The organism is Muriicola sp. (genome assembly GCF_049669965.1).
Classification (GTDB): domain Bacteria; phylum Bacteroidota; class Bacteroidia; order Flavobacteriales; family Flavobacteriaceae; genus Muriicola.
The window spans coordinates 22,650-40,244 of record NZ_JBATLB010000166.1; the positions used below are offsets into that span (position 1 = coordinate 22,650).

Below are 17,595 nucleotides of genomic sequence, written 5' to 3' on the forward strand. Positions count from 1 at the left end.
GAATTTGCCATGAAAGATTTTGCCTTACTTATCAAACAACTCGATTCTACCAATAAAACCTCGGTGAAGGTCAATGCGCTGGCTCACTATTTTAAAACTGCCAGTGACACAGACAAGGTTTGGACCATTGCCATTCTTTCTCATAGAAGACCTCCCAGGCCAGTAAATACAACCCTTCTCAGAGAATGGGCCTCGGAAATGGCCGAAATACCCCTCTGGCTTTTTGAAGAAAGCTATCACATTGTGGGCGATCTGGCAGAGACCATCGCCCTTGTAGTTTCTACTACCAGAGGAGGAAAAACCCATTCGCTCACGAGGGTACTAAATCATCTCATCTTGCTAAAAGGAAGGCCGGAAGAAGAAAAAAAAACCTATGTCACCCAACAATGGCAGGGTCTCAACTATTACGAACGATTTGTCTTCACCAAATTCATCACAGGAGGCTTTCGAATAGGCATCAGTCAAAAACTTATGACACGGTCCTTATCCATGGCCACAGGAATAGACGAGGACGTCCTGGCCTATAAACTTATGGGTAACTGGGATCCTAAAACTATCAGTTTTCAGGAATTGGTCCTCAGGGAGAACCAGGGAGATTACCTCTCTAAACCCTATCCGTTCTACTTAGCATACGCCATTGAAGCCACACCCGAAAATCTTGGCGATACTTCCCTTTGGTATGCCGAACATAAGTGGGATGGGATCAGAGCACAACTTATCTTTAGGAACAAAGAACTCTTTGTATGGAGCCGGGGAGAAGAATTGGTGACAGACAAGTACCCTGAGTTTTTAACCCTGCTGAAACACATACCGGACGGCACCGTCCTGGATGGAGAGATCCTGCCCTACCCCGATGATACCATTGGATCCTTTAATGATCTGCAGAAACGGATAGGGAGAAAAACGGTTTCCAAATCCTTGCTCTTAAAGGTCCCTGTGATCATAAGGGCCTATGACCTTTTAGAATGGGAAGGGAAAGATATACGGGAAATGCCCTTCGCTCAAAGGCGAACTCTGCTAGAATCCTTGATCAAACCTTTAATATCAGCGAAATCCATTCCCATAGATCTGTCTGAGACCATGACCTTCCAATCCTGGTCCGATTTTGCCAAAGAACGGGCCAACGCAAGAGACAAGAAAAGTGAAGGCCTGATGCTAAAACGTAAAGACTCTCCGTATTTAGTAGGCCGTAAAAAAGGGGATTGGTGGAAATGGAAAGTAGATCCTTTTACTATAGATGCTGTATTGACCTATGCCATGAGGGGCCACGGCCGGCGAAGCAATCTCTTTACAGATTATACCTTTGGCCTCTGGAATGAAACTAGTGATGATAAGAGAGAATTGGTCACCTTTGCGAAGGCCTATTCGGGTTTGACCGATGAGGAATTTAGGAAACTGGATGCCTGGATCAAAAAAAATACACTGGAACGCTTTGGCCCGGTGAGAAGTGTGACTCCTTACCATGTCTTTGAAATAGCATTTGAGGGTATTGCCCATTCAGGGAGACATAAGAGTGGGGTGGCCACCCGTTTCCCGCGAATACTCAGGTGGAGATCGGACAAATCCATTGAAGAAGCCAACACCTTGTCCGACCTTAAAAAGCTGATACCCTAAGATGAAGAAGGAAGAGCTTTTTGCTATTGCCGAACAGTGGTTTCAAAGTCAGGGATGGCAACCGTTTCCCTTTCAAAAGAAAACCTGGAAAGCCTTTTTAGAAGGGAAGCATGGTCTTTTGAATGCCCCCACCGGTAGTGGCAAAACCTATGCACTTTGGTTTCCCATTGTCCTGAATTACATTAACCAGCATCCAACCTATAGAACTAAGCACACCAAAGGCCTAAAAGCTATTTGGATAACCCCTCTTCGAGCCCTATCTCAAGAGATCAGGCAATCGGCCGAACGAATAATCAAAGATCTGGAGCTACCCCTCACTGTAGGGATACGGACAGGAGACACCTCCACTAAAGAACGTGCGCAACAGCGCAAGACCATGCCAGATCTTCTGATCACTACCCCCGAAAGCCTACAGTTACTTTTGGCCACCAAAGGTTATGACAAAATGTTCCGGGACTGCAATGCCATAGTGGTAGATGAATGGCACGAATTACTGGGCACCAAAAGAGGGGTTCAAATGGAACTGGCGCTCTCCAGGATCAAAACACTTTCTGCAAGTCTTCGCATCTGGGGGATCTCAGCAACCATCGGAAACCTCGAGGAAGCAAGACAGGTACTGCTGGGCCCCGGAAGCATCGCCTACGAAAATTCCATTATGATCCGGGCGGCATTGGATAAGAAAATAACCGTCATCAGCATTATCCCGGAGGAGATCGAAACCTTTCCCTGGAGGGGCCATTTAGGATTGCGACTACTAGACAGCGTGATCCCCATTATTAAAAAGAGTAGGACCACCTTACTCTTTACCAACACACGCAGCCAATGCGAGATCTGGTTCCAGAAAATCCTTGAAAGATATCCCGAACTGGCCGGGGAAATGGCCATGCACCACGGTAGTATCAATAAAGAAACTCGCATTTGGGTGGAGGAAGCCATTAGGAACGAGTCTTTAAAAGCAGTGGTATGCACTTCCAGTCTCGATCTGGGAGTCGATTTTGCGCCTGTAGAAACGGTCATTCAGATTGGCGGCCCCAAAGGGGTTGCCAGGTTTATGCAAAGGGCCGGACGCAGCGGTCACCGTCCCGGAAAAGAAAGTGTGATCTATTTTCTGCCTACCCATGCCATTGAACTGGTAGAGGCCTCTGCCCTGCAGCAGGCAGTGGTAAAACAAGCCGTAGAAGACAGAATACCCTATTTAAACAGCTTTGATGTCTTGGTGCAATATCTAACAACGCTGGCAGTTTCAGACGGATTTAACCCGGCGGAGATCTACCGGGAAGTGAAGAGCAGTTTTTGTTACCAGGGGATCACCGAGGACCAATGGCGATGGTTGCTTAATTTTATTGTCCTGGGAAGCCAGAGCTTGCAAACCTACGATGAATACAAGAAAGTTGAAATTGCAGACGACGGTAAATTTGTGGTCACCAACAGGGGTGTGGCTATGCGCCACAGATTTCAGATTGGCACTATTGTGGGCGATGCGAATCTTATAGTACGGTATCAAAAAGGTGGCTATATAGGTTCTATTGAAGAATACTTTATTTCAAAATTAAGTCCGGGCGATGTGTTTACTTTTGCCGGGAGAAACCTGGAATTTATAAGGATCAAAGAGATGCAGGCGATGGTTCGGAATTCCTCCAAAAAGACAAAAAAAGTTCCGAGTTGGATGGGTGGCCGATTAACACTATCTGCCCAAATGTCGCAATTGCTCAGAGAAGAATTGTATTCCGCAAGGCTGCATCCGGATCAACAATCAGATTCTATTCGTGCCCTCGCGCCCATCTTCGCGAGGCAAGGAAAGGAGAGCCTGGTACCGGGCCCCGATGAATTCCTTATTGAAACCTTTAAAACGAGTGATGGGTATCACCATATCTTTTACCCTTTTGAAGGCAGGTTTGTACACGAAGCCATGGGTAGTCTTTTGGGGTATAGGATTAGCCTTCTCTCTCCTATTACGTTCTCCCTGGCCTTTAACGACTATGGTTTTGAACTCTTATCCGACAAGGAAATAGATATACAGGCCATTATTGACAATGATCTTTTTACTACTTCTTATATGCTGGAAGATCTTCAGAAAAGTTTGAATGCCACCGAAATGGCCCGAAGAAAATTCAGGGATATTGCTGTTATCAGTGGAATGGTTTTTACAGGTTACCCGGATAAAGGGGTAAAAATGAAACACCTTCAAAGCAGCTCACAATTGCTATTTGAAGTTTTCAGGGACTATGAACCAGACAACCTGCTTTTTCTCCAGGCATTCCGGGAAACCTTTGAGCATCAGTTAGAAGAGGGACGCTTACGCTTGGCCCTTGAAAGGATAGCCGGGCAGGAGATCGTCTGGAGAGCCTGCCAAAATCCAACCCCATTTTCATTTCCCATTATCACAGATCGATTACGGGAGAAACTCTCCAGTGAAAAACTGGCCGACAGGATAAAACGAATGACGGCCTTATTAATGAAATGATGCATTCAGCCCGCGGCTTTTACTATCTTTGAACCCATGAACTCTGAGCGCATCTGTATCGCCGAACAGCATCTCGTCTTACACCCTTCGGGGGTAGTATTCTGGGAAGAAAAAGAGGTCTTACTGATCAGTGATGTACATTTAGGAAAAGTAACACATTTCAGAAAATACGGAGCAGCCGTACCTCAGAGCGTCATCTTAAAGAACTTCGAGGTTTTACAAGAAACCCTCGCGCTCTATTCCCCTAAAACTGTCTGTTTTTTAGGGGATCTGTTTCATTCAAACCTGAACCAGGAATGGCAACTATTTGAAAACTGGGTGCTGCAGACCGATGCAAAAATATTGCTGGTGGCAGGCAACCATGATATTATTTCCCCACTTAAATACGAGGCCCTAGGGATCACTTTAGTGCCAGAACTTATATGGGGACCGTTCTTGTTTACCCATTACCCGGAAGAAAGAGAAGGCCTTTTTAATTTATCTGGACATATACACCCGGCCGTAAGACTAAGGGGAAGTGGCAGACAAAGCTTGCGCCTCCCTTGCTTTTTCAAGAATAAACATCAATTGATCCTTCCTGCCTTTGGCGCCTTTACCGGTACCCATGTACTTAAAAAGAAAGAAGCAGACGAGGTCTATGCCATTGCAGATGCCATGGTCATAAAAATTTAAACCCCCATTGCCAAACCACTCTTCTCACCTTATCTTTGCACAAAATTAGCAGGTGACAAAAAGCACCATCCCACCATTATACGCAAAGTCTCCCCAACTAAGGAAACTAGGGGAGCGTATTGCCAATTCTAAAAAAATTACCCACCTCAAGGGCCTTGTGGGCTCGTCCCAATCTTTTGTGCTTGCTGAGGCATTTAAAGTCTCTGAACACACCTTTTTATGGATACTTCGCGATAAGGAGGAAGCGGCCTATTACCTCAACGATCTGGAACAGTTGATTGGGGCAGAGGATGTGCTTTTTTATCCGGGAAGCTACCGCAGACCTTATCAGATAGAAGAAACGGACAACGCCAATATACTGCTGAGAGCGGAGGTGCTTAACCGTATCAATTCCCGTAAAAAGCCTGCCGTGATTGTTACCTACCCAGATGCGCTGTTCGAAAAGGTAGTGACCCGAAAAGAGTTGGATAAGAACACTCAAAAGATCAAAGTAGGAGACCTGTTGTCTCTGGATTTCTTGAATGAGGTACTGTTCGAATACCAGTTCCACCGTGTAGATTTTGTGACCGAACCAGGAGAATTTGCCGTTCGTGGAGGTATTGTGGATGTATTTTCTTTTTCTAATGATGAACCTTACAGGATTGAGTTCTTTGGCGATGAAATAGACAGCATCCGAACCTTTGATGTAGAAACACAACTTTCTACAGAACAGGTAAAAAAGATCACTATTATTCCCAATGTGGAGAATAAGTTTATGAAGGAATCCAGGGTGAGCTTTCTAAAATATATCAATGCCAATACGGTTCTTTTTGTCAATGATCCGGAGGTTGTTCACCAGCGAATTGAGGCCTTCTTCGATAAAGCCAGGGAAGCCTTTTCTGACCTCAGTGCAGACATAAAACACGCACAACCACAGGAATTATTTATAGACCGCTCCTTACTTGAGGCCGAGCTGGAGGAATTTGCGGTGGTCACCTTTCAGGGAAAGAGCACTTCCAAAGAAGGCGAGGTAATCTCTTTTAACACCAAACCTCAGCCGGTCTTTAATAAGAAATTTGACCTTCTCCTGGCCGATCTGAACGAGAAAGAAGCCAAGGGCTATCACAATTATCTTTTTTGTTCTTCCGAAGCACAGGCAAAAAGGTTTCATGATATTTTTGACGAGATAGGAAAAACGGTGCATTACCAAACTTTGGTGGTGCCCATTCACGATGGTTTCGTAGATGATGACCTAAAGTTAGCCTGTTATACAGATCATCAGATCTTTGAGCGCTACCACAAGTTTCAGATCAAAAATGGCTATGCCAAAAAACAGGCAATTACCTTAAAAGAACTGAACAAACTTTCTATGGGGGATTATGTGACCCACATAGATCACGGAATCGGGAAGTTTGGGGGCCTCCAAAAAATTGATGTGGAAGGTAAAAAACAAGAGGCCATTAAACTTATGTACGGGGAAAGAGACATCCTCTATGTGAGCATTCATTCTCTTCATAAGATCTCCAAATACAACGGGAAGGATGGAGTGGCGCCCAAGATCTACAAATTGGGTTCCGCTGCCTGGAAAAAATTAAAGCAAAAGACCAAATCCCGGGTTAAGAAGATTGCCTTCGATCTTATCAGCGTATACGCAAAAAGGAGGCTAGATAAAGGGCATGCCTATGCCCCGGATAGTTACCTGCAACACGAACTGGAAGCCTCTTTTATTTATGAGGATACCCCAGACCAGATCACTGCTACCCAGGATGTTAAGCAAGACATGGAAAGAGAAAGGCCTATGGACCGACTCATCTGTGGTGATGTGGGATTTGGAAAAACGGAGGTGGCCATAAGGGCGGCATTTAAAGCTGTTGATGGGGGGAAACAAGTAGCCGTGCTTGTCCCAACCACCATCCTGGCATTTCAGCATTATCGCACCTTTACGGAACGCATGTCTGATATGCCGGTGACCGTGGATTACCTGAATCGCTTTCGGACGGTCAAAGAGAAAAAAGACACCCTTTCAAATCTGGAATCGGGCAAATTAGACATCATTATTGGCACGCATCAACTGGTCAATAAAAATGTGATCTTTAAAGATCTCGGCCTCCTTATTGTAGATGAAGAACAGAAATTTGGCGTGGCGGTAAAAGATAAATTAAAATCTATCAAAGAAAATGTAGATGTGCTTACCCTCACGGCTACCCCTATTCCAAGGACACTGCAGTTTAGCCTGATGGCAGCGCGCGACCTCTCTGTGATCACTACCCCTCCCCCTAACCGCTATCCAATAGAAAGTCATGTGATACGTTTGGACGAGGCCGCCATCAGAGATGCCATCTCCTATGAGATACAACGTGGCGGACAGGTATTTTTTATTCACAACCGTATTCAAAATATAAAAGAGGTAGCCGGATTATTACAGCGCCTGGTGCCCGATGCAAAAATTCGTGTAGGTCACGGACAGATGGAGGGCAAACGATTGGAGACCCTGATGCTTGGTTTTATGAACGGCGATTTTGACGTGTTGGTCTCCACTACCATCGTAGAAAGTGGCCTGGATGTTTCCAATGCGAATACCATCTTTATCAACAATGCCAATAATTTTGGACTAAGTGATCTTCACCAGATGCGGGGGCGTGTAGGACGTAGTAATAAAAAGGCCTTTTGCTATTTTATTACCCCACCCTTTGATGCCATGACAACCGAGGCAAGAAAACGCATTCAGGCGTTGGAACAGTTTACGGAACTGGGAAGTGGCTTCAATATTGCCATGAAGGACCTGGAAATACGAGGGGCCGGAGATCTCCTGGGGGGCGAACAAAGCGGATTTATCAATGAAATTGGTTTCGAAACCTATCAGAAGATCCTCGCAGAAGCCATTGAGGAATTGAAGGAGAATGAATTTAAGGATCTCTACGAACCTGAGGAAGGTACAGAAAAGGTGTATGTAAAAGAGACACAGATCGATTCCGATTTTGAACTCTTGTTCCCTGACAACTACATCAACAATATCACAGAACGCCTCAACCTCTACACTGAACTAAATACCATCACTAACGAAGAAGATCTGCAAAAATACCAGGCACATATAAAGGATAGGTTTGGTCTACTTCCTGAAACGGTTGTAGATCTCCTTAATTCGGTGCGGATCAAATGGGTAGCCAGTAGTATTGGTCTTGAAAAGATCGTGATGAAAAAAGGAAAGTTGTTAGGGTATTTTGTGGCCGACCAGCAATCGAGTTTCTACCAGAGTACCACCTTTACAAGGGTATTGCAATTTGTACAATCGCATGCTACCTCCTGCAAGATCAAAGAAAAACAAACCAGAAATGGTTTACGGCTGTTATTGGTTTTTGAGAATATATTTTCTACGGCTGCCGCACTTCAAAGATTGCAACCCCTGGCAGGAGAACCCAAGGATAAGGTTGGATCCGCAAGCTAGAAAAATGAACAGACCGGACCGGATCACAAAGATTTTAGATCCTTGATGGTCTTAAAGGCGATATCTACCTGTTCATCATTCACTATAATGGTAAACTCGTTGGTAGTGGAAATTACCTCAAAAAGCACGATGCCTTCCCAGGCCAGGCGCTGAAAAATAAAGTAATAGATACCCGGAACAGAAACATTCTCTGCAGGAAGCTTTACAGTAATAGATGAGAGATTGGTAGCTTTCTGGGTGCACTTCTCACCCATGAACAAGGCTTCCACAACTGTATCAAGGCTGTTACTTACCACAATATTAAGTTCATTGACCCCTCTGGAAGAAGTATAAAAGACCTCCTTGTTCTTAGATACTTCCTTTAATAGTTGAGTTTGATTCTCCAGGATGGTATCGGACACCAGAAAGGTAAAATCTGTGAGTGAAGAACGAACTGTAATTTCCCCAATATTCTTCAAAACCTTAATGATCCTGTGGGTAGCTCTGAATTCCAGATCGTCCGAAAGTCGTTTTAAAGCCATCACAATGGCTCCGTTGCGTACATCTTTTCCTAATTCCAGTTCTATTTCGGGCTTTACGAGTCGGGATAATGAAGTTAAGTTAATAATTCCTTGTGCCAGGGCACTCTGCAAAAAGGGCTTTTTCTTTATATAATGTTCAACTACAGAAGAAATGGTCTTCATTCTTTTTCTTTCAAAAATAACAAAATGTTATAAATAAAACAATGCTTAATAAGGAGAGAAGGCATTTTCCAGATGTTCAATGGAGTAGCCTGTGGGTTGTCCCAGGATGGTAATTATATCAAAGCGGGTATCAAGGTCCAGATCTTGTTTTTGTATAAAGTGATCTGCGGCACTGATAAGCAACGCAATTTTCTTTTTATTTATGCTAGCTGTGATGGCTTGCAGATGATCGGAGCGTCTGTATTTTACCTCTACTATGGCGAGAATGCCCTTCTTTTGAGCAATAATATCTACCTCTGCTTTGCGATACCTGTAATTCCTTTGAAGGATGGTATATCCTTTCTTTCTGAGAAGTGAGGCCGCCAGTTCTTCTCCTTTTCTACCAATATCATTGTGAGCAGCCATGGGATATAAAAATTAACAAAATATGGTATTTCATCGAAAAAAGAGTGCAGTAGACCCCAATTTTACCTCTTAGATTGTACATTAGGTCTCCGGATATCGAAAAAATTTGGATTTCCATACTAATCGAACGGATTAAGCGTTAAGAATTTGCCCCTACACACATGAACGTTCTTAAAGCCTAAAAAATAACTATGGAATACTTCGTTAATTGTAACACCTCTACATTAGCGCCGTACACAACACCCCTGGATAAAATCAGGGCTGCGCATTTGTATAGAAGACTTGGGTTTAGCGCCTCAGTACAGACTATTAATTCGGCCGTAGGCCAAAATGCCGGAACGTTGGTAGACGCACTTATCAATGAAGCTGTAACCATGCCTCCCTTGGCGGCTCCCGCCTGGGCAGACTGGAATAACAGTAATTATCCTGCAGACGATGATCTTGCCCGACAACTAAGAAGGGCACAGCAAGAAGAATTCGCCGTTTCGTACACCAATGGATTGTTGAATGACAATCTTCGGGACCGATTGAGCTTCTTTTGGAGTAATCATTTCGTCACAGAAATCGATGTATATAATTGCAATAGTTTCTTGTATTACTATATAAACTGTTTGCAGCGAAACTCCATTGGGAACTTCAAAACTTTTGTGAGTGAGATTGGACTTACCAGCGCTATGCTCTACTACCTGGATGGTGTATACAACAATGGTAACAATCCCAATGAGAATTACGCTCGTGAGCTCTATGAACTTTTTACTCTTGGGGAAGGTAATGGATATACAGAACAAGATATTATAGAAACCGCCAAAGCCTTAACAGGTTATGTGGAACGCGGTGAATTAGGCTGTGAACAGGTTACTTTTGATCCTACCAGGTTCGACGCCGGGCCCAAAACCATTTTAGGTCAGACCGGCAACTGGAATTACGACGATGTCATAGACATCCTTTTTCAGGAACGTCCAAATGAAATAGCGGGCTTTATATGCCAAAAATTATACGAGTTCTTTGTTCATCCAGATTCTGATGACGACGCCGGGAACGCACAGACCATTATTACAGGCTTAGCCAATACCATGGTAGCCAGCAATTTTGAAATTGCTCCTGTGTTGTCTCAATTATTTAAGAGTCAGCATTTCTTTGATGATGAGGCCATTGGGGTCATTATTAAAAGTCCGTTCGATATTTACCTGAATCTTATCAATGAAACCAATTTTGCATATAATGATAATACTATACTCAATGTTGTAGATACCACAAGAATGCTCGGACAAACATTGTTCGATCCCTATGATGTTGCCGGATGGCAGCGAGACCGTACCTGGATCAATACTAACTTTATTATTGGCAGATGGTTAACGGTGGAAGTCTTTCTTGAATTATTCTACCAGGGCAATGCTGAACAATTCAGAACCCTGGCCATGGATGTCGTGGGACCTGGAGATAGTAATACCAGTAATCCGGAGACCGTTGTGCGCGCCCTTGTAGATAAATTTACACCGCTGGGACTTCTTACAGTTCAGGATTTTGAAAATGCCATGTCGGTTTTTAAGATCGAAGATGTGCCTGAAGAGTATTACGGATCGGACTATATCCCAGGCGGTCTTGGTCTTTGGATGCTTTCTGTAAGTCCGGAAGTTCCGCAGCAAGTCTTTCTTCTGCTAATGCATTTATCAAGACAACCCGAGTTTCAACTTAAATAATACCTACAGTTATGTGCAATAATCATATCCCAATAAATATAAAGAATAAGAACGGCCACGACGATGAACACAAGTTCTGGAGCAGACGTTCATTCCTGCAGGCCCTCGGTATTGCCGGGTCCGGGTCCATGATGCTTGGCAGTAATATGCTTACCGCATCGGCTCCTTCACCCCTAACGGCTGCTATTGCCAATGCAGATACGGATAACATCCTTATTTTAATAAGGCTCTCTGGTGGAAATGATGGATTAAGTACTGTGATCCCAATTGAACAATACGATCTATATGCCAACGCCAGGCCAAACATCTATATTCCGGAGAGTAAGGTCTTAAAACTTACGGACGAATTTGGAGTTCCTTCCTATATGAATGCTTTGGAGCCAATGTGGGGCGAAGGCCAGTTTAAGGCAGTCCACGGTGTTGGGTACGAAAATCAGAGTCTTTCTCATTTTACGGGATCAGACATCTATGCGAACACAGATCTTACCACCACAGGTTTTACCGGCTTGGATACCGGCTGGATGGGACGGTATTTTGAAAATATATATCCGGATTATCTGGTGAATCCGCCTGCTTCCCCGGCAGCTATTCAGATCGGCAACTTTGGAAGTTTAGTTTTTCAAGGGGAAGAAACCAATTACGCCTTTGTAACCTCCAATATTAATCAATTAGAAGAAATTGCAGAATCTGGTGTACAATACAGCCTGGACCCTGCGCTTTTTAATGATTGTATGTATGGAGATCAACTAAGATTCCTGAGAGGGGTGGCTAACACTACCTATGAATATTCAGGACTTATTCATGAAGCCTATGAAAGAGGTCAGAACCAGGTACAATACCAGGACAATGGCTTTGCCAGACAGTTGGCTTTGTTGGCAAGATTGATCAAAGGAAATCTGGGAACCAAAGTATATATGATCTCTATGGGAGGTTTTGATACACACGGTAACCAGCCATTGGCACACGAGCGACTCATGTCTAACCTCTCTATTGCCATCAATAATTTCTACGAAGATATAGCCTTTACACAGCAGGACGATAAAGTGTTGAGTATGACCTTCTCCGAATTTGGAAGAAGAATCTTTGAGAACGGATCTAATGGTACTGACCATGGGAAAGCGGCTCCTACCCTTTTCTTTGGTTCTGGACTAAACGGAAGTGCCTTTGTGGGAGAACATCCTTCTCTGGAGAATCCCAATGGCCGAGGTAACCTGGAATACACAATGGACTTCAGGGACCTGTATGCAACCGTTCTGGCAGAATGGTTATGCGTACCTATCCCTCTGGTAGAACAACATTTGTTAGATCATCCGTATGCCCCTGTAAATTTAGGGTTTAATTGTAGTGGTGTCGAATTTCCAGATATCGCTTACAGCGATGAGCCTTTTACACCCCCAACTCCAATGGACCCCAACGAAGATCCAAGTGAGGAATTGTTGAACGCTATTGTTCACAAACCTTTCTATCCTACACAACAAACGCCGCATATCTATCTGGAAATGCCATTTAGTGCTCATGTAGATATACAGTTGTACAATATTCTGGGTCAGAATGTGGGGACGGTTTACAATGAGATGATGTTCGAAGGTTCCGTTGAGATAAATATACGGGAGCGAATGCCAAGTCATTTATCTACCGGAAAATATATTTACCGTATCCAGGTTCAGGATAAAAAAATGTCTAAATCCGTGATGGTGGCCTAAGCTACCCCTACTTTGCTATAGCAACCCTCGTATCTCCGGTTCAGGAACTTATCCTGCGCCTGGAAGTACGAGGGTTCTCTTTTTTCTTTTTCTCAGGGGAAGGGGCATAAAAAATGGTTATTTTTGTGCCCAAATCCAGGAGTTTGATGGCAACCGCATCTCAAAATATTGCCCGCTATACCATTACAGCTGCACTTCCTTATACCAATGGCCCTATCCATATTGGTCATTTGGCTGGGGTATACGTTCCTGCGGATATTTACGCCCGCTATCTGCGATTGCAAGGCAAGGATGTAGCCTTTGTTTGTGGAAGCGATGAGCATGGAGTAGCCATCCCTATGAAGGCAAAAAAAGAAGGGATCTCCCCCAAAGCCCTCATAGACAAGTATCACGGAATCATTAAACAATCCTTTCTAGACTTCGGGATCACCTTTGACAATTATTCACGGACCTCCGCAGAAGTTCACCATCAAACCGCCAGTGATTTCTTTGTAAAACTTTACAAACAAGGAGATTTTATTGAAGAAACTACAGCGCAATTATACGACGAACAGGAAGGACAATTCCTGGCAGACCGATTTGTGACAGGCACCTGCCCCAAATGTGGTAATGAAGAGGCCTATGGCGATCAATGCGAGAATTGTGGTTCCTCTTTAAATGCGACGGATCTTATCAATCCAAAATCTACCTTATCTGGTGCTGTTCCCACCTTAAAGGAAACAAAACACTGGTTCTTGCCGCTAGACAGGTATGAGGATTTTCTAAAAAAATGGATCCTCGTAGATCATAAATCCGATTGGAAACCCAATGTTTATGGGCAATGCAAATCGTGGATAGACGATGGCCTAAAGCCCAGAGCCGTAACACGAGATCTGGACTGGGGGATTCCCGTTCCTGTAAAAGGTGGGGAAGGCAAAGTACTCTATGTTTGGTTCGATGCGCCAATTGGCTATATCTCATCAACCAAGGAATGGGCAAAACGGGAGGGAAAAGACTGGAAACCCTACTGGCAGGCAAAAGACACTAAATTGGTTCATTTTATCGGAAAGGATAACATAGTCTTTCATTGTATCATCTTTCCCAGTATGCTGAAAGCACACGGGGATTTCATCTTGCCGGAAAATGTCCCTGCCAATGAATTTTTAAATCTGGAAGGCCAGAAACTTTCTACCTCAAAGAATTGGGCTGTTTGGTTACACGAATATCTGCAAGCCTTCCCCGATGCACAGGACGTGCTGCGGTATACGCTTACCGCCAATGCACCAGAAACCAAGGATAACGATTTTACCTGGGCCGATTTTCAGGCGCGGAACAACAATGAATTGGTAGCGATCTTCGGGAATTTTATCAATCGGGTAGTAGTACTCACTCAAAAATATTATCAGGGTGTAGTACCGGAAGCCGGTGCACTATCCTCAGAAGACAAAGAAGTCTTAAGGGCCATGCAAGATTTTCCGGCTACAATTGCCGATTCAGTAGAACGTTATCGCTTTAGAGAAGCCGGACAAGAACTAATGAACCTCGCCAGATTGGGTAACAAATACCTGGCAGATGAGGAGCCCTGGAAAGTGATCAAAGAAGATACGGAAAGGGTTGCCACTATTATGAATACCGCCCTCCAACTGGCCACTGGCCTGGCTATTCTAAGTGAACCTTTTTTACCTTTTACCTCTTCCAAGCTTAAAAAAATGCTGCAGCTAGAGAGCAGCACCATTTCTTTAGGGTGGAATAGTATTGCCACCCAATCTCCCCTGCTTCCCGCCGGGCATGTTTTAGGAAAAAGTGAGTTGTTGTTCCGAAAGATTGACGATGAGGAGATCACCGCCCAACTCGAAAAATTAATAGCTACCAAAAAAGCCAACGAATCTGAAAACAAAAGTGTTATGCCACAAAAAGAAATGATCAGCTATGAAGAATTCTCAAAAATGGATATGCGCGTTGGCACCATTCTTGAAGCAGATAGAATGCCCAAGACCAAGAAATTAATGGTGCTGAAAGTAGATACAGGCATAGACGTAAGGACTATTGTTTCCGGGATCGCCGAGAGTTTTACACCCGAAGAGATCGTTGGGAAAAAAGTAACTGTTTTGGTAAACCTTGCTCCAAGGCCTCTGCGCGGAGTGGAAAGCCAGGGTATGATCCTGATGACAGAAAACGAGGAAGGAAAACTTGTATTCCTGAATCCTGATCATTCGGGCATACAAAATGGTGCAACTATCAGCTAAGCCACCTATCACGTGGTTTTTGCATAAAGGCCTAATCAAATATTTTTATTTTTTGTAAGATTTTTCTAACTTGGGGTTTATCTGTTGAATTAAAAGAATGAAATATGTTTCTTATTTAATTGCCTTCCTTTTTCTTACTCTTATTAAGGCTCAAAATATCCCCGCTAATGATCAAATTCTTGTAGATTTTGAGGCGTATTCCACCCTGCCCAGGGAAGTGGTTTTTGTTCACCTCAACAAATCTGTTTTTATCAAAGGGGAAGGAGTAGGCTTTAAGGCCTATGTTTTGGATAAGGGCTCCAAACGACGGTCTATTGAAACCCGCAATCTCTACTGCACTATTTACGACAGTCTGGACCAGGTAGTCAAGAAACAACTCATCAAGATTGATAAAGGGATAGGCAGCGGTTTAATCAGGCTCGATAGCGCCTTCACTACAGGCAACTATCGCTTCAAAGCCTATACCAATTGGATGCGAAATTTTTCTGAACCGAATCATTTTGAACAGGGCATCACCATCATCGATCCGGAAAAAACGGAAAAGGTCACCCCTAAAATAAAGGATTTACAGGTTGATGCCCAGTTTCTTCCTGAAAGTGGCCATGCACTTATTGGCGTCAGTGCCAATTATGGAGTTGTCATTAAAGACGAAAACGGATTTGGCTACCCTTTTGTGGAAGGACAAGTGGAGGACTCCAGTGGGAAAATTGTAACCACCTTCGAACTCAACCCTTTTGGAATTGGAAGGTTTGCATTGATTCCGGAACAGGGTGAAGGTTACTTCGCCAGATTCAGTATAAACAACACGGAATTTAAGAGTCCCGTTGGCTATATTGAACAGCAGGGAGTTACCTGCACACTCCAGGACCTTAGAGACAGAATCGGGTTGGTCCTAAACGCAAAGTTCAATGTGGAGACACAGAAAAAACAAAACTTTACACTCAGTATCCATAACGGAGATAGCATAAAGGCCATTGACATTTCCTTCAGAGACGAAGCAGAGGTAGCTAAGATTTTTCCAAAAGAAGACCTGTTCCCCGGGATAAATGTCTTTACCCTATTTGACAGCACAGGTAATCCAATTCTGGAAAGGCTGTATTTCAATTCAAAAGATATGGTAGTACGTGGGGTTACCCCTCCCAAACATTCTTTTAAAAATGATTCTGTACAGGTCGATTTTTCCGTTGAGGGAATAGACCCTAAATACTGGAACAGCCTAAGCGTGTCCGTATTGCCTGATAATACAACATCTGATAAGGGACATCACAATCTGGCTTCCTACAGCCTTATTGCCCCTTATATCCGTGGGGCTGTGGAGCATGCTGCATATTATTTTAGGGATCAGACCCCCAGAAAGGCATATGAATTGGACAATCTGTTGATCACCCAGGGATGGAGCAGTTATCAATGGAACACCGTACGCAATAAAACTCCTAAATACCTCTTTGATTTTGAAAAAGGAATCAGCTATAAGGTGATCCTGAATAAAAAAGAATCGAACGAATATTATGTCTCCTCTTCGACCTTTAGTGATCAAATGTACTATACCCTGGAAGAAAATCAGCGATTTTTTACCAAGGATCAATTTTTCCCGGTCGATGATGAAAAGTTACGGATTGCCGAAATTGCAAGAACCGGCACCTGGTTTCAACCTAAAGTCTTTGTTCAATTCAAACCCTCTGCCATTCCCCTTTTGAAAAATAACCGTGTATCAGTCCTGGACAACAGGGAGTCAGTAATCCTGAAACAGGTAGACAGCAAACATGCATTTGAAGGGTTTTATGAGGTTGAGATGCTAGATGAAGTTATGTTGCTGGAACAAAGCAAGAATAAAAGGATTGAAAAATTGAAAAACCGTACGGTTGGCCGGGTAGATGTTTTTCAGGAAAACGATCCCCGTAGAAACTTATTATTGAGTACCTACCTTAGCTCTCAGGGTTACGCTGTTGAAGAATCTTTCGGTACCTTGAGTGTTACAGCGAGAAATCCTCAATTTCCAAACAATGCCACACCGGCCATTTTCCTGAATGGGGTATTGCTGAACGATTTTAACATCCTCTATCGTTATTTTATGGATAAGGTAGATTATATTGAAATTAACAAGTCTGGAATTGGTGAAGGGCCCAGAGGCTCGGCTGGCGTCATCAAGATCGTTACGGACCCGTCAAAAATCCGGCGGACATTAAATGACCCTAGCCTTGTAGAATATGATGTTCCTCTTACTTTCTCCGTTGACAAACGATTTTACAACCCCATGTACAACAATTATTCAGGATCATTTTTTAATAGCTTTGGGGCCGTGGACTGGCATCCAAATGTTGTTATTAATACTGAAGGCAAGGGACAATTCAGCTTTCTGAACTACGGACTAGCCACTGTAAAACTCTATTTTGAAGGTATTGTGAACGACAAGGAATTCGTCTCAGATATCGTTGAACTGAAGATCCAATGATCCTTGCTTAAAATTGCTTACCACCCCATTTACAAGCACCCCTTACCTGAAGGTCATCGGTTTCCTATGCTTAAATATGACCTTCTTCCTCAGCAATTACTCTATGAAGGAACCTGTGAGGCAGAGAATTTTTTTGAACCCTCAATTCCCCAAGACAAACATATTCTGGCGGTTCATGATGCTGATTATTTTAACGATCTGCTGCGTCTAAATATTCCGCCAAAGGACGCAAGGAAAATTGGATTCCCCTTAA

10 protein-coding genes and 1 pseudogene are annotated in these 17,595 nt (G+C 43.6%); 9 read left to right on the forward strand and 2 right to left on the reverse strand.

Annotated elements, in window-relative coordinates; translation table 11 throughout:
- The first annotated feature begins 9 nt into the window (after nt 1–9).
- Genes WBM49_RS08900 through mfd form a run of 4 tightly spaced genes read left to right on the forward strand, consistent with a single transcriptional unit; the run spans nt 10 to nt 8,174 of the window.
- Entirely contained in the window at nt 10–1,614 is a 1,605-nt protein-coding gene (locus WBM49_RS08900) for an ATP-dependent DNA ligase (RefSeq protein WP_424371702.1), read from the forward strand.
- A gap of 1 nt (nt 1,615) precedes the next feature.
- Nucleotides 1,616–4,078: a ligase-associated DNA damage response DEXH box helicase gene (locus tag WBM49_RS08905; protein WP_424371703.1), complete on the forward strand. Its 2,463-nt coding sequence runs from the start codon at nt 1,616–1,618 to the stop codon at nt 4,076–4,078.
- A 36-nt stretch (nt 4,079–4,114) separates the two neighbouring features.
- Nucleotides 4,115–4,750 (forward strand): ligase-associated DNA damage response endonuclease PdeM, encoded by a 636-nt coding sequence (gene pdeM / locus WBM49_RS08910; protein WP_424371704.1) that lies wholly within the window; start codon nt 4,115–4,117, stop codon nt 4,748–4,750.
- Between the two features lie 52 nt (nt 4,751–4,802).
- Entirely contained in the window at nt 4,803–8,174 is a 3,372-nt protein-coding gene (mfd, locus tag WBM49_RS08915; RefSeq protein ID WP_424371705.1) for a transcription-repair coupling factor, read from the forward strand.
- Nucleotides 8,175–8,197: 23 nt separating this feature from the next.
- Here the strand turns inward: mfd and WBM49_RS08920 are convergent, their stop codons facing one another.
- Nucleotides 8,198–8,857 (reverse strand): aspartate kinase, encoded by a 660-nt coding sequence (locus WBM49_RS08920; RefSeq protein ID WP_424371706.1) that lies wholly within the window; start codon nt 8,855–8,857, stop codon nt 8,198–8,200.
- A gap of 45 nt (nt 8,858–8,902) precedes the next feature.
- Nucleotides 8,903–9,262, reverse strand: a complete 360-nt coding sequence (locus WBM49_RS08925; RefSeq protein ID WP_424371707.1) for a YraN family protein — start codon at nt 9,260–9,262, stop codon at nt 8,903–8,905.
- Between the two features lie 191 nt (nt 9,263–9,453).
- Between WBM49_RS08925 and WBM49_RS08930 the strand changes: the two genes are divergently transcribed.
- The 5 genes and pseudogenes from WBM49_RS08930 to WBM49_RS08950 form a co-directional block, all read left to right on the forward strand.
- Nucleotides 9,454–10,962, forward strand: coding sequence for a DUF1800 domain-containing protein (locus WBM49_RS08930; RefSeq protein ID WP_424371708.1), 1,509 nt, complete (start codon nt 9,454–9,456; stop codon nt 10,960–10,962).
- Between the two features lie 11 nt (nt 10,963–10,973).
- A complete protein-coding gene (locus WBM49_RS08935) occupies nt 10,974–12,665 on the forward strand; it encodes a DUF1501 domain-containing protein (RefSeq protein ID WP_424371709.1) in 1,692 nt (563 codons plus the stop codon).
- Nucleotides 12,666–12,811: 146 nt separating this feature from the next.
- Nucleotides 12,812–14,890 (forward strand): methionine--tRNA ligase, encoded by a 2,079-nt coding sequence (gene metG / locus WBM49_RS08940; protein WP_424371710.1) that lies wholly within the window; start codon nt 12,812–12,814, stop codon nt 14,888–14,890.
- A 97-nt stretch (nt 14,891–14,987) separates the two neighbouring features.
- Complete coding sequence (locus WBM49_RS08945; protein ID WP_424371711.1) at nt 14,988–17,342, forward strand: hypothetical protein; 2,355 nt, start codon at nt 14,988–14,990, stop codon at nt 17,340–17,342.
- A 3-nt stretch (nt 17,343–17,345) separates the two neighbouring features.
- Nucleotides 17,346–17,595, forward strand: a pseudogene (locus WBM49_RS08950) (histone deacetylase); the annotation flags it as partial.

What these genes read in the sequence shown, in the direction of transcription:
- WBM49_RS08925 (WP_424371707.1), bottom strand. Translation starts at nt 9,262, where the DNA reads ATGGCTGCTCACAATGATATTGGTAGAAAAGGAGAAGAACTGGCGGCC.
- WBM49_RS08935 (WP_424371709.1), top strand. Translation starts at nt 10,974, where the DNA reads ATGTGCAATAATCATATCCCAATAAATATAAAGAATAAGAACGGCCAC.
- WBM49_RS08945 (WP_424371711.1), top strand. Translation starts at nt 14,988, where the DNA reads ATGAAATATGTTTCTTATTTAATTGCCTTCCTTTTTCTTACTCTTATT.
- WBM49_RS08905 (WP_424371703.1), top strand. Translation starts at nt 1,616, where the DNA reads ATGAAGAAGGAAGAGCTTTTTGCTATTGCCGAACAGTGGTTTCAAAGT.
- pdeM (WP_424371704.1), top strand. Translation starts at nt 4,115, where the DNA reads ATGAACTCTGAGCGCATCTGTATCGCCGAACAGCATCTCGTCTTACAC.
- WBM49_RS08900 (WP_424371702.1), top strand. Translation starts at nt 10, where the DNA reads ATGAAAGATTTTGCCTTACTTATCAAACAACTCGATTCTACCAATAAA.
- metG (WP_424371710.1), top strand. Translation starts at nt 12,812, where the DNA reads ATGGCAACCGCATCTCAAAATATTGCCCGCTATACCATTACAGCTGCA.
- WBM49_RS08920 (WP_424371706.1), bottom strand. Translation starts at nt 8,857, where the DNA reads ATGAAGACCATTTCTTCTGTAGTTGAACATTATATAAAGAAAAAGCCC.
- WBM49_RS08930 (WP_424371708.1), top strand. Translation starts at nt 9,454, where the DNA reads ATGGAATACTTCGTTAATTGTAACACCTCTACATTAGCGCCGTACACA.